Below are 21,384 nucleotides of genomic sequence, written 5' to 3' on the forward strand. Positions count from 1 at the left end.
TATTAGTAATGGCAAAAGCCCCAATGCGTGTTGCAGTCACCGGTGCAGCCGGTCAAATCGGATATTCCCTCCTCTTTCGCATCGCCAATGGCGACTTATTAGGCAAAGATCAGCCAGTAATCCTCCAGTTACTAGAGATTCCAGATGAAAAGGCTCAAAAAGCCCTGGCTGGCGTGATGATGGAATTGGAAGATTGCGCATTCCCATTGTTGGCCGGTATGACCGCCCATTCAGACCCAATGACTGCATTTAAAGACATTGATGTTGCTCTGTTGGTTGGTGCTCGTCCACGTGGCCCTGGCATGGAGCGTAAAGATTTGCTCTCAGCCAATGCTCAGATTTTCACAGCGCAAGGCAAAGCATTGAATGCTGTAGCTAAGAAAACTGTGAAGGTATTGGTTGTTGGTAACCCAGCAAATACCAATGCTTACATCGCCATGAAATCTGCCCCAGATATTCCTGCGAAGAATTTCACAGCAATGTTGCGCTTGGATCACAACCGCGCTCTTTCACAACTGGCTAACAAGTTGAACAAGCCAGTTGCTGATATTGAGAAATTGGTTGTTTGGGGTAACCACAGCCCAACAATGTACCCAGACTATCGCTTTGCAACTGTTGACGGTAAATCTGTAAAAGACAGCATCAATGATGCAGCGTGGAACAAAGATACTTTCATTCCTACAGTTGGCAAGCGTGGTGCGGCAATTATTGAAGCCCGTGGCCTTTCATCCGCAGCGTCTGCAGCCAATGCAGCGATCGACCACATTCGTGACTGGGTTCTCGGCACAAATGGCAAGTGGGTCACTATGGGTATTCCATCTAAAGGCGAATACGGCATTCCTGCTGAAGTAATCTACGGTTATCCAGTAGTTTGCGAAAACGGCGAATACAAGATGGTTGAAGGCTTGGAAATCGATGAGTTCTCACGCGAACGCATGAACCACACCTTGAACGAATTGCTTGAAGAGCAAGCTGGCGTTAAGCATCTCCTCTCATAAGGATTTATACACATGAAGCAAACTCTTCTCATCGTTAGCTTAGCTGCTGCAGGTCTTTTGGGATCAGCATCAGCGATTGCTAGCGAAGAAGTATCCACTTGGACTTGTAGCGAAAGCAAACAATTCAAAACTTCAGGAACAACGGAAACGGTTCGCCTTACTTGGGAATCCAAAACGTTTGAATTGAAGCGCGAAAATTCTCTTCCGGGAAGCTTACGTTACAAGAACACCAATACTGGTCACGATCTCGTTGTATTAGGTAACAAGGCAATGCTTTTTAATATTAAGTCTGGAACTCGTCTTGCTGATTTTTGCCAAACCGCAGAAATGAAAACAGGCAAACTTCCCCACTTGTTTGCTAATTCAGAGCCTTTTGTACAAAACTGATTGCAACCGCTTCAAAATAAAAAAGCCGAGACATTCTCGGCTTTTTTTATATCTATCTTTTTAAGATACCTGCTTTTGTTTAATGAAAAAGTGGTTGCTGTGTAGGTGCATCATCCGGTAACTCTGCATGCACAGCATCACCAGATCGATCAGGAAATAGTGGCGCGCCGCAATCATCGCACAGCTCCGGATCGAATAGCATTGCATGACGGAATACATCTTCAACACCCGCATCACGTAGTGCATCCGCAATGCGCTTCATCGGGCTCTCATCATCAGAAAGATCATTCAGCGCATCATTCGCAACACTCTCTCTGTCGTATAAGGGCCAAATGACACCATACACAACTTCAGAGGAACCTTTTAAGCTAAATGAGATTCGATACTCGTCAGCTTGATCCTCACCAAACGCTCCCACTACGCAGGACAATCCAGCAGGCAGAACGCCAAGCGTACTCTCGAGAAAGTTCACACCAGCCCGTATGCTTAAGGGACGCACTTGCTTATCCGCCAATCTACAGTTTGTGAAATAGGCCTCAGGCAATAAGAGCTCAAACTCACAGCCGGGTAAAAGTGCGGCAATTGGTTCTTGCATTGTGTTTTGCCACCCAATCAAACTCACGCCACGCTCTTGACGAGTTGGTGCTTCAGCTTGCCAACGGAAAAGCGGTGCACCGGATGGTGCTGCAACAGCGGCAATAATAAAGCGCGGGTCAGCCAATACTGCAATCGTCTCTGACATCTCACGGAGCTCTAACTTCACTTCGCCAGCAGTAATTGCGGCAGTTGCTAAAGCCACAGTCAGTATGCGTGTTTGACAATGTGAATGTGGCATTTGATCAATGCTGTAGAGCCAAGGAACAATTGCTAGGCGTGCATCGGTGGAAGCAATTGAGTTATGCAGTGCGGTAGCAGTAGATTCAATGACATTTACTGGTAAAGCACCCGAAGGAATCTGATAGCGGGTGTGGGCAACGATTGGCAAGGCCAATAAGAGCACATCCCAACTTTGTCCCTCATGCTCCATGGTGAGTGATTCAGCCAGCGTCTCCGCAGAATCAGCCAACACTTCAAAGGCTACAGTATTAATTCGGAAAGTTTGATCCAAGGCAGCATCAATCACGTTTTGATTCTGGCTTTTCAACAGACGCATCAAACGAAGGTTTAAGCGCTCTTCCCAGAAACGATCTTCTATCTGGCTGCCAGAGGCAGCTAAAGAAATCGCATCGGCCACCAAGCGCTCTACATCTGGTGAAGCACGTTGCGAGGATTTAGTGCGATGAACAGCCATAGTGCACTCTCCTATTTTCTTTCTGGACGTCTAAATACGGGTTTTTCTGGCTTCGATTCAGAGGCAACATATTTATAACCATCCAAATTGAAGCCCTTCAAATCCGCTGGATCGGTTATGCGATTCTCGACCAAATAGCGCGCCATTAAGCCCCTAGCCCGCTTGGCGTAAAAGGAAATAATTTTGAACTTACCGTCCTTACCGTCCTGAAAGACAGGGGCAATCACGGGGCAATCCAAATTCTTGGCCTGCAATACCTTGAAATACTCTTCGGAGGCTAAATTAAGCAGGACGGGCTTTTTTTGCTTCTCCAGAACCTTCTTCAGTGAATCAGTCACACGCTCACCCCAAAAAGCATACAGATCCTTACCTCGGGCATTTTGGAAAGAAGTGCCCATCTCTAGGCGGTATGGCTGCATTAAATCGAGGGGACGCAAGGCGCCATAAAGACCTGACAGGATGCGAATATGATCCTGCGCAAAATCCAGGGCTTTGGTATTCAGGGTCTTCACATCAAAACCATCATAGACATCGCCATCAAAGGCATAAATGGCTGGCTTGCTGTTTTCATCGGTAAATTTCTTGGACCAATCGCGATAACGACCTACGTTGAGAGCTGCCAACTGGTCTGACAAGCTCATCAACTTAGCAACATCTTGAGGTGAGAGCTTCTTTAGCTCAGCGATTAACTTTGCCGACTCCGAGGCAAACTCAGGCAAAGTAGGCGCCTTAACCTTAACGGGGGTTTTGTAATCTAGGGATTTAGCGGGAGAAAGTACGATCAGCATGGCACAATTTGAATATGAATTTCTACCATTCTAGCGACTACCTACCTTATTTGCCCTAAACCGCCTGCATGGAACAAAACCCTCCTCTGACTCCAGTATTTCCTAGTCGCCTACCCGAGGTGGGGACAACGGTCTTTACAGTCATGTCCGCCCTAGCAACAAAACATCAAGCGATTAACTTAGGTCAAGGCTTTCCGGATTTCCCCTGTGATCGAGAGCTCATATCCGAAGTCAATGCAGCGATGCTCGCTGACCACAATCAATACCCCCCAATGACAGGTGTTGCTGAGTTACGCGAGGGTGTGGCAGAAAAAATTTCAGATTTATATAGCCATCACTACGATCCTGATACTGAAATTACGATCACCGCAGGTGGCACTCAGGGAATCTTGACGGCAATCTTGTCATGCGTTAGTCCAGGTGATGAAGTTGTCATTATTGAGCCAGCCTACGATAGCTATCGCCCTTCTATTGAATTGGCCGGTGGAATCACCGTCGCAGTATCTTTACTTGCCAATCGCAACGATCATGGATGCGTCACTTCATATTCAATTCCTTGGGATGATTTAGCTAAAGCAATCAATTCAAAAACTCGCCTGATCATCATCAATACGCCACACAATCCAACAGGTATGGTGTGGCAATCAAGCGATTTGGATCGCTTAGCAAATTTAGTAAGAAATACCAGCGCACTCGTCTTGAGCGATGAAGTCTATGAACATATGGTGTTTGATGGACAAAGCCATATCAGCGTTGCCAACCATCCTGAATTAGCAGCACGTAGTTTCCTGATCTCTAGCTTCGGAAAAACCTTTCACGTTACAGGCTGGAAGGTAGGCTATGTGGCAGCACCCGCAGACATGATGAAAGAGTTTCGCAAGGTACATCAGTTCAACGTATTTACAGTCAATACACCCATGCAATATGGGATCGCCAAATACCTTAAAAAGGCAGATCATTACTTAGGCCTACCCTCTTTTTATCAAGCCAAGCGAGATTACTTCAGCAAGGGATTAGAGCAAGTTGGCTTTAAATTATTGCCGGTTGCGGCAACATATTTTCAGTGTGCAAACTATACGACATTAGATATCGCCCAATCCAAAATGAACGAAGCAGAATTTTGCACTTGGCTGACAAGCGAGATTGGCGTAGCGGCTATTCCTGTCTCGGCGTTTTATGCCAAGCCAATGGAGTCTGGCGTCATTCGTTTTTGTTTTGCAAAAAAAGAAGAAACGCTATCCGCAGCATTAGCGCGTTTACAAACCCTATCAAAAAGGAATTAACTATGGCTAGCAATAAACCGAGAAAAGACATCATCGATGTTTATAGTTGGCCAACTCCAAATGGGCACAAGGTCCACATCATGCTGGAGGAGTGTGGCTTTAAATTAGGCAAAGATTGGATAGCTCACCCAATTGATATTGGGGCTGGCGATCAGTTCAAGCCAGACTTTTTGGCAATAAGCCCAAATAACAAAATTCCAGCCATTACAGATCCAAATGGCCCTGATGGCAAAACAATCCACCTCTTCGAGTCTGGGGCTATCTTGCTCTACCTAGCGGCCAAAACTGGAAAGTTTTTACCCAAATCAACCCGAGGTAAATACGAGGTCTTGCAGTGGCTGATGTTCCAGATGGGAGGCTTAGGCCCTCTTTTAGGGCAAAACCACCACTTTAGGATCTACGCACCTGAAAAAATTGACTATGCAATCAATCGCTACACTAATGAAGCTAAGCGCTTATATGGGGTCATTGATCATCAACTGAAAGATAATCCTTATATTGCTGGAAAAACTTACTCCATCGCTGATATCGCCATCTACCCTTGGACACGCAATTGGAAGAACCAGGGCATCGATATCAACGAGTATCCGCATTTCAAGCGTTGGTTTGAAATGATTGGTGAACGCCCTGCTGTAAAGCGTGGCGTAGAAGTCTTAACTGCATTACGCAAGCCCTTGCACGATGACAAAGCAAGAGAACAGTTATTTGGTTCATCACAGTATCAAAAAAGGAAATAGTATGAAGATTCAATCAGTCGGAGTAATTGGTGCAGGCACGATGGGTAACGGTATTGCACAGGTCTGTGCAGTTGCTGGGCTTGACGTTGTGATGGTAGATATTAGTGATGCAGCAGTTGAGCGTGGCTTAGGCCAAATTAGCAAAAGCTTAGATCGTCTTGTTAAAAAAGAAACGCTTACTGCTGAAGGCAAGGATGCGGCATTAAAACGCATTAAAGGCAGCACCTCCTATGCTGACTTTAAGGGCCTTCAATTAGTCATTGAGGCCGCTACCGAGAACCAAGCAGTTAAAGAAAAGATTTTGAAGCAAGTAGATGAGATCGTTAGTAAAGAAACTATCATCGCTACAAACACCTCTTCACTCTCCATCACCAAGCTCGCCGCTTTAGATTCCAATCCAAGCCGCTTCATTGGAATGCACTTTTTTAATCCGCCTCCTATGATGGCACTGGTTGAAGTGATTCGGGGATTACAAACTTCAGATGCAACACACGCAGCCATTATTGAAATGGCCAAACGAATTGGTAAAGAGCCAATTACCGTCAAGAACTCTCCCGGCTTTGTTGTGAACCGCATTTTGTTACCAATGATTAATGAAGCCTTCTTTGTTCTCTCTGAAGGTCTTGCTAGCCCAGAAGATATTGATGCCGGCATGAAGTTAGGATGCAATCAACCAATCGGCCCACTCGCTTTAGCCGACCTCATTGGTCTCGATACCTGCCTAGCAGTCATGGAAGTCTATTTTGAAAACTTCAGTGACTCTAAATATCGCCCTTGCCCACTACTTCGTGAAATGGTTGCCGCCGGCTACCTTGGAAGAAAAACTGGGCGCGGTGTCTATACCTACGATCAGTAATTTAATCAGCACCATTCATTAACCTTAATACAGTAGAAAAGTTTTTGTGAACCCATTGCCACCTCTAGTTCGTAAATTAGCCTATGCCGGCTTAATTCCTTTTGTCGGTCTTGCTTTAATGGTGCAGCTAGCACCAACACCCCTGAATTATTTAAGTGCTGAGTCTCTAGCTGGGTATGGTGCCGTCATTACCGCATTCATGGGTGCATTGCATTGGGGTGCCAATTTACATACGCTGGGCAAAGCGCCCCCGGGTGATCGCTGGGAAGATCGCAATGCCTGGATTTGGGGAGTAATACCCGCCCTAGTGGCTTGGGTAGCTCTGCATATTTATATTCCAGTGGGCCTGGTGATCTTGGCTTCTGCATTGATTATTCAGCGCAATATTGATAAAGAAACGTATCAATATTATTTTTCAAGTGAAGCAGCCTGCGAAGCTTTTATCACCCTACGCAATCGACTCACGCTAGTGTCTGCCGGCTGCTTGATTTGGGCTGCCTTAGTGATCCTGTTTGTGCAGAACTAATCAGCAGCCATGGGCAATCTGTTTGATCAAGCACCTCCGCCACCTTTGGCCGAAGCATTACGCCCCAAAACTATTGAAGAAGTTATTGGTCAAACGCATCTATTGGCTAGCGGTAAGCCGCTCAACTTAGCATTTGCCTCTGGCAAGCCGCACTCGATGATTCTCTGGGGTCCACCTGGAGTTGGCAAGACTACGCTAGCAAGACTATCCGCAAAAGCTTTTGATCGAGAGTTCATTGCAATATCAGCGGTGCTTGCGGGCGTTAAGGAAATTCGCGAAGCAATTGAGCAAGCACAACAGAGCATGTCGCACCAGGGCAAGCAAACCATTTTGTTTGTGGATGAGATTCATCGCTTTAATAAAAGCCAACAAGATGCCTTATTGCCCCATGTAGAGTCTGGTTTATTTACTTTTATTGGCGCCACTACTGAAAACCCCTCTTTTGAGGTGAACTCAGCACTGCTATCACGTGCACAGGTCTATGTTCTGAAGTCGCTAAGCGCTCTAGAGCTCAAGCAATTATTTGATCGAGCACGTGAGTATGCAATGCCTGGCGTTGAATTTGAATCAGCTGCAATCGATAGTCTGATCTTACATGCCGACGGGGATGCACGTAGATTGCTTAATTTAGTAGAGCAAGTACGCAACGCTATCTCCACACCTAATTCTGACATTCAGAAAGTGGATCAGGAATTTATTGAGAATGCTCTCACTGTACAAGCGCGTCGCTTTGATAAAGGTGGCGATCATTTTTATGATCAAATTTCTGCTCTTCATAAATCCGTGCGCGGTTCGAATCCGGATGCCGCTTTATATTGGTTTTGCCGCATGCTAGATGGCGGAGCGGATCCCCGCTATCTTGCCCGCAGAATTATTCGCATGGCCTGGGAAGATATAGGACTCGCTGATCCTAGGGCAATGCAATTGGCCAATGATGCAGCCCAAACTTTTGAGCGGCTTGGCTCACCTGAGGGTGAGTTGGCGCTTGGTCAAGCAGTGGTCTATTTAGCGATTGCAGCTAAAAGTAATGCTAGTTATAAGGCATATAACGCAGCAAGAGCCTATGTAGCTAATGACCAAAGCAAACCCGTACCCAATCATTTACGCAATGCACCAACCAAGCTGATGAAAGAGTTGGGTCACGGCAAAGCATATCGTTATGCCCATGATGAGCCACATGCCTACGCTGCTGGTGAATCCTATCTTCCCGAAGGAATGGCAGAACCCCATTGGTATGAGCCAGTTGATCGAGGTCTAGAGAGTCAGATTGCCGAGAAGATGGCTTTCTTACGCAAGCTTGATGAGGAGTCAAATAAGAAATGATCCAAGATCAAAAGCGCATAGAGCCGGTTGTCGGGACTTTGTATTACGACATCATTTCTCCTTTCTCGTATTTTTATATCAAGCAACGTCATCGCCTTGATAAGCGCGTAGATATTCAACCGGTTCCGATCTTGCTTGGCGGCTTATTCCGAGCAACCGATAATCGCGGACCCGGCGAGATCGAGGCTAAACGCCCTCATACCTATCAATATTGCGTATGGCTTGCTGAAAAGCTGGGCCTGCCATTTCGATTTCCAGAGCACCACCCTTTTCTGACTGTTGCTGCTCAACGTCTACTGGTTCAAGAAGATGCCCAATGGCAAATGGTTGAGCGTGCATTTGAGTATGTCTGGGTAGAAGGCAAGGACCCCAATCTCTCTTGGTCGGACTTTTGCCAATACCTGGGTTTAGCAGCAAATACCCCAAAGCCAGATGCGCCAGAAATCAAGGCGAAGCTTATTAGCAATACTGAGAGGGCAAAGGCTGATGGTGCATTTGGTGTGCCGACTTTGGTAATCAACTCTCACGCATTTTGGGGTCTTGATACGATCGATTGGGCTTTAGATTATTTGGATAGGCCGACGATGTTTGAAGAGACTGCCTATCAATATGCAGGCCAAGTACCTTCAGGCCTTTGAGCAATACAATCAATCATTAGTCTTTTTATTTAAATTTTAAGGGTTCTCTTCATGCGCAAAATCATCGCCTCCCTATTTCTCATCACCAGCTTGCTCGCGAGTGCAACAAGCTTTGCCGGCCCTAAAGTGGAATTCAAAACCACGATGGGTAATTTTGTTGTAGAGCTAGACTCTGTCAAGGCACCTAAGACGACTGCTAACTTTTTGAACTATGTCAATAGCGGTTTTTATAACGGCACTATATTTCACCGGGTGATCGATGGCTTTATGATTCAAGGTGGTGGGTTTACTCCGGACTTAACTCAAAAGCCTACGAATGCTCCAGTGGCTTCAGAAGCTCAAAATGGTCTCAAAAACGATAGCTACACAATTGCAATGGCTCGTACCTCTGATCCTGATTCTGCAACTGCGCAATTCTTTATCAACGTAAAAGACAATGAGGGATTGAATTACCCAAATGCGATGGGCAATGGCTATACCGTATTCGGCAAAGTGATTTCTGGTACTCAAACGATTGATGCTATTCGTAAAACCCCAACTTCGGTTGCATCAGCGCCAAGAATGGGTCGCATGGCTGACGTGCCTAGCAAGACCGTCACGATTGAATCGGCAACTGTTCTCAAATAATTTCTGATGGCTTAATTGAGCTCTGGCGATCAATATCATGATCTTGTTAGATGATGCCCAGAGCACTCGGTCCAATCCCAGTAGCCGGCTTTATGAGCAAGTTTTACAAGACTGGACTGTATACCCTCAGCCCAGCCATGTAGACACTATTGCCGCCGTTGACCAATGTCTTCTCAACATTAAAGAAGCTCTTACCAGAGGCGAATATATAGTTGCTGCGTTTGCTTATGAGTTAGGTCTTTATATTCATCGAATTGAACGGCCTGCACATCGCGTCATCAACAAGCATCCTTTGATACGGGCATGGTCTTTTAAGTCTCATAAGCGCTTGAGCAAAGAAGATGTCGATTCTTTTATCCAGAGTTACATTTCGACCCTCGATCCTGAATCTCACATTGCTGGCGTTGCCAACCTGCACTCTTCTGTCAATCAAGGGCAGTTCACAAAAGATATTGAGGCAATTCAAGAGTACATCCGAAGTGGCGATAGCTACCAAATTAATCATACCTTTCGAATTACCGGCGATGTGTATGGTGACCCACTAGCACTCTATGCCAGATTAAGAGGCCGTCAGCCAGGAAGATTTGGCGCATTTATTGCTGAAGACTCGAGCTACATCCTATCTCAATCTCCGGAATTATTCATTCAGAAACAAGGCAGTACTTTAATAGCAATGCCTATGAAAGGTACTGCCAGCGCATTAAGTGACTCAGCAGAACACTTGTCCGAAGATGCCAAGAATCAAGCTGAGAATGTCATGATTGTGGATTTATTACGCAACGACCTGAGCAGACTGGCATTGCCGGGCAGCGTCACAGTCCCCCAGCTTTTTGAGGTTGCAAGATACGGTGATGTCCTGCAAATGACATCCACAGTGCAAGCCGAGATGAAGCCTGATGCAGATCTTCGGGATGTAATGCATGCTGTTTTTCCCTGTGGCTCAGTCACTGGTGCCCCCAAAAAACGCAGCATGGAAATTATTCAAGAATTAGAGCCGCAAGATCGTGGCTATTATTGTGGTGCGCTGGGATGGCTGGATCCAAATGGAGATTTTGCGTTTAGCGTTCCTATTCGAACTTTAGAAATTGATCGAGATAATCAGTCACATACCAAAACATTTACTTTGGGCATTGGTGCGGGTATTACGATTGACTCTGAGGCTGACCAGGAATGGGAGGAGTGTCAAATCAAGGCGGCATTCTTGAGCAAGATGCCAAGCGAGATTGGATTATTTGAAACGATCTTGGTTCGCGCGGGTAAGCCTCAACATATTCAACTTCACTTGAGCCGTTTAACTCAATCCGCTCTGGCGCTAGGCATCCCCCATTCGATGCCCGATATTATTAAATCCATTGAAGATACTTGCATCAATTGTTCTGGCGATACTGAATATCGATTGCGCTTAGATTTGGATCTATCCGGCAAACCCAGTTGCCAAATTACTGCAATTAATCAATTACCTGAATCAGTAAAGATATTTTGGGCAAAAGACATTCTGCCCGATCCCAGTAAAGCAACTCTGTACTCCGGAAATATCTTGTTAAGACACAAAGTAAGCAGCCGACACCTGTATGACCAAGCCTGGAAGCTAGCAGAGCTTCATGGTGGCTTTGATGCCCTATTTATTAATGAGCAGGGGTTTGTTACTGAAGGTGGGAGAAGCAGTATTTTTATTAAGTCTGAAGATCGCTGGCTAACGCCCCCCGTTTCTGCAGGCCTGCTACCTGGGGTGATGAGATCCATCATCTTGAATGATCCCCAATTCAATGCCCATGAGACTAACCTGACTATTGATGATGTGCGTCATGCTAAAGAGATTATGCTTAGCAATGCATTACGTGGTCTGATCCCCGCCCATTTTTAGAAAGTCTGCATGAAGTTTTGTTCGCACTGCGCAGCGCCTATTAGCATCAAGATTCCTGCGGATGATTCGCGGGAACGCCATGTCTGCGATTCATGTGGGCTTATTCATTATTTCAATCCACGCAATGTGGTCGGCAGTATTCCCGTCTTTGGTGATCAAGTCTTATTGTGTCGTCGCGCCATTGAACCTCGGCATGGCTATTGGACTTTGCCAGCTGGATTTATGGAGCTTGGAGAAAGTACTAGCACTGGAGCAGCTCGCGAAACCCAAGAAGAAGCTGGCGCGATTGTGCAAATCGGTCCTTTATATTCCCTCTTAAATGTGCCCCATGCTGAGCAAGTACACCTCTTTTATCTCGCTAAGATGACTTCACCAGATTTTCATGCGGGAGAAGAAAGTCTAGAGGTTGCCCTTTTTCATGAGAAAGATATTCCGTGGAGTGAGATTGCTTTCCCAACAGTAAAACAAACTCTAGAATGGTTCTTTGCCGATCGCACTGCCGGAGTATTTGATTCGGGTGTTGAGTTTGGTGTTCGCAGCAGAGATATTCTGCCAACAGAAAAAATCTAGTCTTCGTAAGCGCATGAGTAACATCAATTGGCTGGGATCTCAGGATGACTTTCCTAATCCAATGGATTGCCCAGATCCCGATCCCAGTGTTCCAGGTTTGATCGCTGTTAGCGAACGGATTTATCCAGGCCAATTGGCTCGCGCATATCAGATGGGAATCTTTCCTTGGTACTCAGACAATCAACCTGTTCTCTGGTGGTCACCCAACCCCCGAATGGTCTTAAAGCCCACGCAATTTAAATGCCACGACTCACTCAAGAAAACGATTCGTCAATTTTTAGCCGATCCACAGAAAAGCATTTGCGTAGATGATGATTTTGGAGCAGTGGTTCGCTCTTGCGCAACTGCCAGACGCAAAGATCAAGACGGTACCTGGATCACTCATGAAATCATGGATGCGTACACCCAGCTTCATGAGCAAGGTCATGCCCACAGCATCGCTGTAAAAGAGGCTGACAGACTAATCGGCGGACTTTATTGCGTTGCTTTTGGTGGCATGGTGTTTGGAGAATCCATGTTTAGCCATCAAACCGATGCATCCAAAATAGCCCTAGCCGCTCTCGCTGCTTGGTGTGATGGGCATCAAGTCAAAATGATTGACTGCCAGCAGGAGACTGCGCACCTAGACTCTTTGGGCGCAGCCCCAATTTCTCGTGATGAATTTTTAGCTCATCTGCAGATTGCCTTAAAGCAAACTAATATAGAGATTCCCTGGAAATTTGATAAGGCAATTCTGCGTCACTGGCTATGACACTACTAAAAGAGCTTCCCCTAACTGAACTTCAGTTCTACGCAACAGCCCCCTATCCCTGCAGCTATCTGCCGGGAAAAACTGCACGCTCACAGGTAGCTACACCCTCTCACTTAATTCATGCGGATTTATATGGTGAATTAGTGAATGCGGGATTTCGTCGCAGCGGCTTATATACCTACCGCCCTTATTGCGATGAATGTAATGCTTGCACTGCAACCCGTATCCCAGTGAAGCACTTTGTAGCCAATCGCAGTCAGAAACGCTCCTGGAAAAAACATGCTGGCCTGGATATTCGCGTTCTGAACTTGGGTTACCAAGAAGAACACTTCCAGCTGTATCAACGCTATCAAAATGAGCGTCATGCAGGTGGTGATATGGATCAAGATGGACAAGACCAGTACATGCAGTTTCTGTTACAAAGTCGCGTCAATTCCAGAATTGTTGAATTTCGGGATGGTCCCAATGATTCTCAACCTGGGCATTTGCGTATGGTGAGCATGATTGATGTCTTAGATCAAGGCATCTCCTCTGTGTACACCTTCTTTGATACCAGCAACACCTCCGCTAGTTACGGAAGCTTTAGCATCCTATGGCAAATTCAACAGGCTTTGGAATTAAATCTTCCTTACCTCTATCTTGGCTATTACATTGCGGACAGTCAAAAAATGTCCTACAAAGCCAAGTATCAACCTATTGAAGGATTGGTAGATGATCATTGGCAACCCATCGTTGGGCCATAATATCCACCTATGATCGATAGCTACCCCCTTTTTCGCCCTTGGCTTTTCTCTTTAGACCCAGAGCAAGCTCACAACCTTACCCTCAGCACTCTCGATCGTGCGCAGCGTTGGGGCTTATTACCTCTCTTGATAGATAAAGCAGCCAATGATCCAAGGACCATGTGCGGTATTACCGTTCCAAATCCAGTAGGTCTTGCAGCGGGGCTTGATAAAGATGGCAAACATATTGATGCACTAGGCGCATTAGGATTTGGTTTTTTAGAAATCGGCACCGTTACACCCAAACCACAACCCGGCAATCCAAAGCCCCGTATGTTTCGACTTTCTCAAGCTCAAGCAATCATCAATCGCATGGGCTTTAATAACGATGGTGTTGATGCTTGCGTTAAGCGCGTCCGTAACTCGGCATATTGGCAAAATGGCGGCATCGTTGGTTTAAATATTGGCAAGAATGCGAGCACCCCGATCGAGAATGCTGCTAGTGATTACGTCGCAGCCATGGAAGCAGTCTATGAAGTTGCTTCGTACATTACCGTTAATATCTCATCGCCTAATACCCAGAATTTACGTGCCCTTCAAGGCGAAGATATGTTGCGCTCTTTGTTAGGCTCTCTACATTTAGCGCGAGAAGCGCTGAGCGATCAGCATGGTGTTCGTAAGCCTCTCTTTTTAAAAATCGCTCCTGATCTTGATCAACACGATGTCAAGCTGATTGCTGATTTATTACTGGAGTTCAAGATCGACGCAATTATTGCAACCAACACCACTATTGCTCGGGATGCTGTTCAAGGGCTCGAGTTTGGAGAGGAAACTGGCGGACTCTCAGGCGCCCCTGTTCGCCAAGCATCGACGGTGGTTATCAAAAATCTGAAAGAGTATTTGGGTGATGCAATTCCAATTATTGGCGTTGGCGGCATCCTCTCCGGAAAAGATGCGCAAGAGAAAGTGGCAGCAGGAGCTAGTCTGGTGCAGCTTTATAGTGGCCTGATTTACCGCGGCCCAAAACTGATTTCCGAGTGTGTAAAGGCATTAAAAAGCTTTTAATGAGGCTTTAGACATCTTTTTTAGCATTGAAACTGTATTTCATATTGTGCAATTTCAGCAAAAATCGCTACAATTGACGCATGAGTGCAAGCAAACCCGAAAAAATGTCAAAAGTACCCGGCGAGGCTGGTAAAACAGCGATTCAGGTCGTCGAGCGCATGATGAACCTGCTGGATGCTCTAGCCATACATGAAGAGGCTGCTAGCCTTAAAAACCTAGCTGAAGAGACCGATCTCCACCCCTCTACAGCTCACCGCATCCTGAATGACTTAGTGGCCTGTCGCCTAGTGGAACGTGGCGATGGCGGCACTTATAGACTTGGTCTTAAGTTGCTAGAGCTAGGCAACTTAGTTAAAGCCCGTTTATCAGTTCGCGAGGCTGCCCAAGCCCCCATGCGTGCTCTACACAAGCTCACTGGCGAGACTATCAATCTATCCGTGAGACAAGGTGATGAGATTGTCTATATCGATCGAGCCTATAGTGAACGCTCTGGAATGCAAGTTGTTCGCGCCATTGGCGGACGCGCTCCACTACACCTCACATCCGTGGGTAAATTATTTCTAGCAAGCGATGATCCTAGTCAAGTACGCGCTTATGTCACGCGTACTGGTTTAGCTGGTCATACTCGCAATAGCATTACTGAATTGGGTAAGTTAGATTCAGAACTCAATCAAGTTCGCAAATTAGGTCACGCACGTGACAATGAAGAATTAGAACTCGGCGTGAGTTGTGTAGCTGCCGAGATATTTGATGACAGTGGAAAGTTGGTAGCAGGACTATCACTAAGCTCTCCAACCGACCGCATTCAGGCAGATTGGTTAAAGCTATTACAAGATACGGCCTTGCAAATTTCTAAAGGTATGGGCTACAAACCCAAAGTTAGCGAGAGCAATTCCTAAGCATTACTTTCGCTTCAGAGTCTTACATTAAGCGACGAATTGCTACAGGCTCTCCAGAAGGCATACGCTCATACCAATCACGCACCCTCACGGCATCCGCAAAACGCGATTGCGTACCAACTGAGTCCAAGAACACCAATAGCAGTGGCGTGTTGTTAACTCTTGCTTGCATGACTAAGCACTTGCCAGCAGCATTAATAAAGCCAGTTTTTTGTAAGCCGATATTCATATCACCAGCACGCACTAAACGATTGGTATTAAGAAATTTCTGAGGACGCTTGCCGATCATCATCGTCAGATCTGGCCAAGTAGAGAACTCGCGAATCATTTTGTATTGATAAGCAGCGCCCAGCATGCGAGCGAGATCTTCAGCGGATGATACGTTCTCACTCATAAGACCAGTAGGATCGGCGAAGTGAGAGTGCGTCATCCCAATCTCTTTAGCCTTGCGATTCATGGCATCGATAAAGGCTGGAATTCCACCTGGATAATTTCTGCCGAGTGTATATGCTGCACGATTTTCCGATGACATCAACGCCAGCAATAAGGCCTCTTCTCTCGTCAGGACAGTTCCTCCTGAGAGACGGGATGATCGATAAATATGCACGTCATCTGCATTGATGACGAGTGTTTCATCAAGCGGCAATTTAGAGTCCAGTACAACCATTGCTGTCATGAGCTTGGTGATAGAGGCGATCGGCAAGCTTACCGAAGAGTTCTTTTCAAAATACACTTCTTTAGTATCTTGATTTACTACCATCGCTACACTGGATTTCAGACTGAGGTCATCATTCTGACCACGCAATCCCAGCGCAGTTGCAAATGAAGGTCTGGCTGCGACAGCTGGCTCACTAGAGCGGGTAACCGTAGTTCGAACTGCTTTTGATTTCTTAGAAGATTTTGCAGTCTTCTTCACCTCTACCTTGGTAGTAGTTTTAGCAGGTGCATTGGATGTCTTCGCAGCTTTGGTATCCGCATTAGCAGCGCTGACTTGAAAAGAGGTGGCTACGCCAAATGACATGAGTCCAACAAGAGCGATTAGCCAAAATCGATTCAAACGCATCCCCAAATACCTTCCAAAACTTTAAACATACTGAATGATAAATAACTTTTAATTCTATAGACCAATTATCACCCGCCTGGGCAGTCAATTCACTTGTTGGATGGCAAGGTCTATTCTGCAATCGTTGCAACTATCCTTGTTTGCCCGCGATTAACCAATATCACACCCGTCATGGTCAGCAATAAGCCCCCTGCCATCATTAATGTAAAAGGCTCGTCAAATAAGAACCAAGCCATCACTGCGGTAGTCGGCGGTGTTAGATACAAAAGACTCGTTACTTTAGTCGCTGCACCTTTACGAATCATCATGAAAAGCAAGCTGATTGATCCGATCGATAGCGGAAATATTGCCCAGAGCAAAGCGCCGATAACAGAAGCGTTCCACACCATGACTCCAGACTCGAAGTAGTACATGCAGACAAAACAAAGGACAGCAGAGACGCCAAACTGTATAGATGAGCCGGCACGAAGATCAAAGACTGGGCAGAATTTCTTTTGATACAGAGTGCCAAACGTGATGGAAAGTAATGCGGCAAACGCGAGCACATAGCTAAATAGAGGAATGTGTGCAAAGCCAATTTTTTCAGCCACCACCAATGCCACGCCAGCAAATCCAAAGCCCAAACCAATCCATTGACGACCGGTCACTTTTTCAGAAACCCAGGCCGCAAACCAAGCAGTCAAAATGGGCTGTAGACCTACGATGATGGCGACCAAGCCAGCAGTCATGCCCAAGCGAACCGCGAACCAAACACCTAGAAGATAACCAAACTGCAGCAATATCCCAGCAATGGCAATGTGCTTCATTTGAGACCAGCTAGGCCAACTGATTCTCCAGACTAAGCTGAGACATGCCATAGCCATTAAAACCCCTGCAAAGCGCCAAAATAAGAAGGTGGCAGGCTCTACATATGGCATAGCTAAACGTGCAATCACAAAGCCAGTACTCCAAATCAGTACAAATAGCGGTGCAATTAGGCTGTCTAGCTTTAATCTCATGAATAACTTATTGAAATAATGGAGTTTTTTTCTTTAATCTTCGATTTTAGGCTTATTTATTGGCGTTCACTACTTTGCGTAGGCAGGCAACTTATTATGTTGCACTGCATCATAATTAATGTAAAATAGGGAAACTTGAATTGACAATGACCCGATAGAGCTCATAGTGAGCAGGTAGAGCGAGTCAACCAGAAAGGGAATGAAATGAACTTAACGCCAGAACAAATTACAGCAGCGCAAAAAGCCAATTTAGAAACTCTGAGTGGATTGACTAATCAAGCACTGAAGAGCATTGAGAAATTAGTCGAGCTCAATATGCAGATTGCAAAGCAAAGCCTGGGTGACAGCATGAGCAGCGCCAAGAAAGCTTTAGAAGTGAAAGATATTCAGCAACTCCTCGCCCATCAGGCAGAGGCAGTTCAACCGATGGCAGAGAAAATCATGGCTTATAGCCGCCATCTTTATGAATTAGCCCATGAAACACAAGCTAGCTTTACCAAATCTGCTGAACAAGAGTTTCAAGCTGGACAGAAAAAGATGAATGCATTGGTTGAGGATTGGACGAAGAATGCACCAGCAGGATCTGATGCCGCAGTAACTGCAATCAAACAAGCAATTGCATCTGCAACGAACGTGTTCGAAACTAGCCAAAAGGCAGTTAAACATGCGGTAGAGATTGCTCAGACCAATTTGAGCAATACACCGAGCGCTGCTCAGAAAACAATCAAAACAAGCAAGAAGCCAGCAAGCAAAACCACTAAGAAAAAATAATCTGTCTAGTGTCATGCGTGTTTGATCCATCAGAAGCAGTAAGAAAAAGCCCCGATCTCTCGGGGCTTTTTTATTGCAGCAGGTTATTACAGAGAAACTTATTAATGCGCCTTCTTTTTCACTGGCGGCAAATCAGTACAATGGCCGTGTGCAGCCTCTGCAGCCAAGCCAACCGACTCACCCAAAGTTGGATGTGGATGAATCGTTTTACCGATATCAACAGCATCAGCCCCCATCTCAATCGCAAGACACACTTCGCCGATTAAATCACCGGCATGGGTGCCTACAATTCCACCGCCAATAATGCGCTTAGTAGTCGCATCAAAAATCAACTTGGTGAAACCTTCATCCCGACCATTAGCAATAGCCCTGCCACTAGCAGCCCATGGGAATAAACCCTTCTCATAAGCAATTCCTTTGGCCTTGCACTGCTCTTCCGTTAACCCAGCCCAAGCTACCTCGGGGTCAGTATAGGCAACCGACGGAATTTGTTTAGCATCGAAATAAGATTTTTCACCAGCAGCTACTTCAGCCGCAACGTGACCCTCGTGCACTGCTTTATGCGCAAGCATAGGCTGACCAACAATATCGCCAATAGCAAAGATATTGTTTACATTCGTGCGCATTTGATTATCGACGGGGATAAATCCACGCTCGTCCACGATGACACCAGCAGCTGATGCATCGATCTTTTTACCATTAGGCGTACGCCCTACTGCAACCAACACCAAGTCGTAAGTCTGGGGCTCTGCTGGGGCACTCTCACCCTCGAAACTCACCTGAATACCATCAGCCTTCACTTCAGCTTTTGATGCCCGAGTTTTAAGCATGATGTTTTCAAAACGGCCAGCGTTAAATTTCTCCCAGACTTTTTCTAGATCGCGATCTGCACCAGCCATAAGGCCATCCATCATTTCAGCAATATCAATACGTGAGCCTAAAGTGCTGTAGACGGTAGCCATCTCTAAACCAATAATGCCGCCGCCAATAACGAGCATGCGTTTTGGAATGTTCTTAAGCAAGAGCGCTCCAGTGCTATCCACAATACGGGGATCTTCTGGCAAAAACGGTAACTTAACGGGCTGACTTCCAGCAGCAATGATTGCTTTCTGAAAACGAATCACTTCATTTTGGCCAGAAACATCTTGACCATCTCCTGTAGTCAGGTCGACTTCAACGTGATTTGCATCCAAGAAACGACCTAATCCACGCACTACGGTAACCTTGCGCGCTTTAGCCATACCAGCCAAACCACCAGTTAACTTAGCGATGACGGAATCCTTGTAGCCACGCAATTGATCAATTTCAATTTTAGGAGCGCCATAGGTAATGCCATGCTTAGACATTGTCTTGACTTCATCCATCACTGCAGTGGTATGAAGTAAAGCTTTTGATGGAATGCAACCCACGTTTAGGCAAACGCCACCCAAAGTGGAGTAACGCTCAATCAGAATCGTACTCATACCTAAATCGGCACTACGAAATGCAGCGCTATAGCCACCAGGTCCAGCGCCCAAGACAAGCACTTCGCACTCATGATCAATCTTGCCGCTATATTGACCTGCGATTGGTGCACTGATTACCGGAGCCTCTACAGGAGCAGGGGCTGGAGTTGAAGTTGGCGTTGCCGCAGGAGCAGATGCTTGAGGTGCAGCGACGGCACCCGCCTCAATTTCAGCAACAACACTTCCCTTACTGACTTTGTCACCAGCTTTAACTGCAATACTCAAAATAGTTCCGGCAGCGTCTGCTGGAACTTCCATGGTTGCTTTATCGGATTCCAGAACAAGTAAAGGCTGTTCCTTTTCGATAACATCACCTACTTTAATGAGCACTTCAATTACCGGCACATCTGAATAATCACCAATATCTGGAACGAGAATAATTTGCTTAGCCATATCTTCTCCTTATAGCGCTGCACGACGGAAGTCGGACATGAGCTGAGCGATATAGACATTAAAACGCGTTGCCAAGGCGCCATCAATCACGCGATGGTCAGCACTAAGTGACAGTGGGCAAATTAAACGGGGAACAAATTGCTTGCCATCCCAAACCGGCTTCATAGCAGCTTTGCTGACACCCAAAATTGCTACTTCAGGTGCATTAACGATTGGTGAGAAATACGTTCCACCAATACCACCCAAAGATGAAATTGTGAAACTAGCGCCCTGCATTTGCTCAGGCTTTAATTTCCCATCACGCGCTAGCGCAGCTAATTCGGAGGTTTCACGAGCCAGCTCAAAGATCCCTTTTTTATCCGCATCACGAATCACTGGAACAACTAAACCATTCGGTGTATCAGCAGCAAACGCAATATTGAAGTATTTCTTCAATACCAAGTCATCGCCATCGATAGAACTGTTGAATTCAGGGAACTTCTTGAGAGCAGCTACGGCAGCTTTCATCAAGAAAGCCAACATGGTAATTTTGAGGCCCTGCTTTTCATTCTCCTTATTAGTAAGAACTCTAAATGCTTCAAGATCAGTAATATCGGCATCCTCGTGATACGTCACAGCAGGAATCATGACCCAGTTGCGACCCAGATTTGCCGCAGTCAATTTCTTAATGCGATTGAGCGGCTGACGCTCTGTTTCACCAAATTTAGAAAAATCAACTTTTGGCCAAGGAATGAGATTCAGGCCACCTAGGCTTCCGCCTGATGCGCTGGATCCACTGCCAGCACCACCACTCATTGCCGCCTTCACAAAGGCCTGAACGTCTTCCTGAGTGATTCGACCCTTTGGACCAGAACCCTTAACCTGATGAACAGTAACACCAAGTTCACGAGCAAATTTACGCACAGAAGGACTTGCATGACTTGCCGTAGGATCAACCTCAACTGGAGTATTGCTAATCGGCGGAGGTGCAGGAGCACGCACAATTGGTGGCTCTACTTTAGGAGCTGGGGCTGAAGCAGGCTCAACTTTTGCTGGCGCTGCAACGGGAGCAGCTTGTGCAGGAGATGGAGATGCTGCGGAACCACTCTCTTCAAGCACCAAAACAATGGCACCCTCTGAGATTGAATCACCCACCTTCACCTTGACCTCTTTAACAACACCGGTGTGCGATGAAGGAACGTCCATGGTTGCCTTGTCTGATTCCAGAACAACAATCGACTGTTCTTTCTCAACTCGGTCACCCGGCTTTACCAATACCTCGATGACGGGCACATCTTTGTAATCCCCAATATCCGGGACTTTAATTTCAATTAGTTGGCTCATAGTCTG

At 46.1% G+C, this 21,384-nt stretch carries 22 protein-coding genes; 16 read left to right on the plus strand and 6 right to left on the minus strand.

Annotated features, from left to right (window positions below):
* Positions 1-8: 8 nt before the first annotated feature.
* On the plus strand, positions 9-998 hold the full coding sequence (locus FD971_RS05370) for a malate dehydrogenase (RefSeq protein ID WP_215333262.1): 990 nt from the start codon (positions 9-11) through the stop codon (positions 996-998).
* A 12-nt stretch (positions 999-1,010) separates the two neighbouring features.
* Positions 1,011-1,385, plus strand: coding sequence for a hypothetical protein (locus FD971_RS05375; protein WP_215333263.1), 375 nt, complete (start codon positions 1,011-1,013; stop codon positions 1,383-1,385).
* Positions 1,386-1,464: 79 nt separating this feature from the next.
* On the opposite strand, the gene FD971_RS05380 is transcribed toward FD971_RS05375, so the two are convergent.
* Both FD971_RS05380 and yaaA read right to left on the minus strand, forming a co-directional pair.
* Positions 1,465-2,676, minus strand: a complete 1,212-nt coding sequence (locus tag FD971_RS05380) for a DUF2863 family protein (protein ID WP_215333264.1) — start codon at positions 2,674-2,676, stop codon at positions 1,465-1,467.
* An 11-nt stretch (positions 2,677-2,687) separates the two neighbouring features.
* A complete protein-coding gene (gene yaaA, locus FD971_RS05385; protein WP_215333265.1) occupies positions 2,688-3,464 on the minus strand; it encodes a peroxide stress protein YaaA in 777 nt (258 codons plus the stop codon).
* A 68-nt stretch (positions 3,465-3,532) separates the two neighbouring features.
* Here yaaA and FD971_RS05390 point away from each other — a divergent pair, with 68 nt between their 5' ends.
* The 13 genes from FD971_RS05390 to FD971_RS05450 all read left to right on the plus strand — a co-directional run bounded on the left by FD971_RS05390 (position 3,533) and on the right by FD971_RS05450 (position 15,325).
* Positions 3,533-4,747: a methionine aminotransferase gene (locus tag FD971_RS05390; protein WP_215333266.1), complete on the plus strand. Its 1,215-nt coding sequence runs from the start codon at positions 3,533-3,535 to the stop codon at positions 4,745-4,747.
* A 29-nt stretch (positions 4,748-4,776) separates the two neighbouring features.
* Positions 4,777-5,484 (plus strand): glutathione binding-like protein, encoded by a 708-nt coding sequence (locus FD971_RS05395; protein WP_215335228.1) that lies wholly within the window; start codon positions 4,777-4,779, stop codon positions 5,482-5,484.
* Between the two features lies 1 nt (position 5,485).
* Complete coding sequence (locus FD971_RS05400) at positions 5,486-6,340, plus strand: 3-hydroxybutyryl-CoA dehydrogenase (RefSeq protein ID WP_215333267.1); 855 nt, start codon at positions 5,486-5,488, stop codon at positions 6,338-6,340.
* A gap of 46 nt (positions 6,341-6,386) precedes the next feature.
* Positions 6,387-6,866, plus strand: a complete 480-nt coding sequence (locus FD971_RS05405; protein WP_251368584.1) for a DUF3429 domain-containing protein — start codon at positions 6,387-6,389, stop codon at positions 6,864-6,866.
* A 9-nt stretch (positions 6,867-6,875) separates the two neighbouring features.
* Complete coding sequence (locus FD971_RS05410) at positions 6,876-8,189, plus strand: replication-associated recombination protein A (RefSeq protein ID WP_215333268.1); 1,314 nt, start codon at positions 6,876-6,878, stop codon at positions 8,187-8,189.
* The gene (locus FD971_RS05415; RefSeq protein WP_215333269.1) at positions 8,186-8,827 is read left to right on the plus strand and encodes a 2-hydroxychromene-2-carboxylate isomerase; all 642 of its coding nucleotides are present in this window, start codon (positions 8,186-8,188) and stop codon (positions 8,825-8,827) included. The genes FD971_RS05410 and FD971_RS05415 overlap by 4 nt, the downstream gene beginning before the upstream one ends.
* Before the next feature lie 51 nt (positions 8,828-8,878).
* Positions 8,879-9,454 carry a peptidylprolyl isomerase gene (locus tag FD971_RS05420; protein ID WP_215333270.1) on the plus strand — a complete coding sequence of 192 codons (576 nt, stop codon included), beginning with the start codon at positions 8,879-8,881 and terminating at the stop codon, positions 9,452-9,454.
* A gap of 37 nt (positions 9,455-9,491) precedes the next feature.
* Positions 9,492-11,318 carry a bifunctional chorismate-binding protein/class IV aminotransferase gene (locus FD971_RS05425; protein ID WP_215333271.1) on the plus strand — a complete coding sequence of 609 codons (1,827 nt, stop codon included), beginning with the start codon at positions 9,492-9,494 and terminating at the stop codon, positions 11,316-11,318.
* Between the two features lie 9 nt (positions 11,319-11,327).
* Positions 11,328-11,888 carry an NUDIX hydrolase gene (locus FD971_RS05430; RefSeq protein WP_215333272.1) on the plus strand — a complete coding sequence of 187 codons (561 nt, stop codon included), beginning with the start codon at positions 11,328-11,330 and terminating at the stop codon, positions 11,886-11,888.
* A gap of 13 nt (positions 11,889-11,901) precedes the next feature.
* Complete coding sequence (gene aat / locus FD971_RS05435; protein ID WP_215333273.1) at positions 11,902-12,639, plus strand: leucyl/phenylalanyl-tRNA--protein transferase; 738 nt, start codon at positions 11,902-11,904, stop codon at positions 12,637-12,639.
* Positions 12,636-13,382, plus strand: coding sequence for an arginyltransferase (locus FD971_RS05440; RefSeq protein WP_215333274.1), 747 nt, complete (start codon positions 12,636-12,638; stop codon positions 13,380-13,382). Before aat ends, FD971_RS05440 begins: the two co-directional genes overlap by 4 nt.
* Positions 13,383-13,391: 9 nt before the next feature.
* Positions 13,392-14,426, plus strand: a complete 1,035-nt coding sequence (locus FD971_RS05445; protein ID WP_215333275.1) for a quinone-dependent dihydroorotate dehydrogenase — start codon at positions 13,392-13,394, stop codon at positions 14,424-14,426.
* Positions 14,427-14,506: 80 nt separating this feature from the next.
* Complete coding sequence (locus tag FD971_RS05450) at positions 14,507-15,325, plus strand: IclR family transcriptional regulator (protein ID WP_371743015.1); 819 nt, start codon at positions 14,507-14,509, stop codon at positions 15,323-15,325.
* 22 nt (positions 15,326-15,347) lie between these two features.
* Here the strand turns inward: FD971_RS05450 and FD971_RS05455 are convergent, their stop codons facing one another.
* Together FD971_RS05455 and FD971_RS05460 are read right to left on the minus strand one after the other, a co-directional pair.
* Entirely contained in the window at positions 15,348-16,388 is a 1,041-nt protein-coding gene (locus tag FD971_RS05455) for a serine hydrolase (protein WP_215333276.1), read from the minus strand.
* A 110-nt stretch (positions 16,389-16,498) separates the two neighbouring features.
* A complete protein-coding gene (locus FD971_RS05460; RefSeq protein WP_215333277.1) occupies positions 16,499-17,386 on the minus strand; it encodes a DMT family transporter in 888 nt (295 codons plus the stop codon).
* Positions 17,387-17,590: 204 nt separating this feature from the next.
* Here FD971_RS05460 and FD971_RS05465 point away from each other — a divergent pair, with 204 nt between their 5' ends.
* Positions 17,591-18,157, plus strand: a complete 567-nt coding sequence (locus tag FD971_RS05465) for a phasin family protein (protein ID WP_215333278.1) — start codon at positions 17,591-17,593, stop codon at positions 18,155-18,157.
* Between the two features lie 101 nt (positions 18,158-18,258).
* Here the strand turns inward: FD971_RS05465 and lpdA are convergent, their stop codons facing one another.
* Together lpdA and aceF are read right to left on the minus strand one after the other, a co-directional pair.
* Positions 18,259-20,055 carry a dihydrolipoyl dehydrogenase gene (gene lpdA, locus FD971_RS05470; protein WP_215333279.1) on the minus strand — a complete coding sequence of 599 codons (1,797 nt, stop codon included), beginning with the start codon at positions 20,053-20,055 and terminating at the stop codon, positions 18,259-18,261.
* A gap of 9 nt (positions 20,056-20,064) precedes the next feature.
* Positions 20,065-21,378 (minus strand): dihydrolipoyllysine-residue acetyltransferase, encoded by a 1,314-nt coding sequence (gene aceF / locus FD971_RS05475; protein ID WP_215333280.1) that lies wholly within the window; start codon positions 21,376-21,378, stop codon positions 20,065-20,067.
* Positions 21,379-21,384 lie beyond the last annotated feature (6 nt).

The sequence above is a fragment of the Polynucleobacter sp. AP-Ainpum-60-G11 genome, assembly GCF_018688375.1.
Classification (GTDB): Bacteria; Pseudomonadota; Gammaproteobacteria; order Burkholderiales; family Burkholderiaceae; genus Polynucleobacter.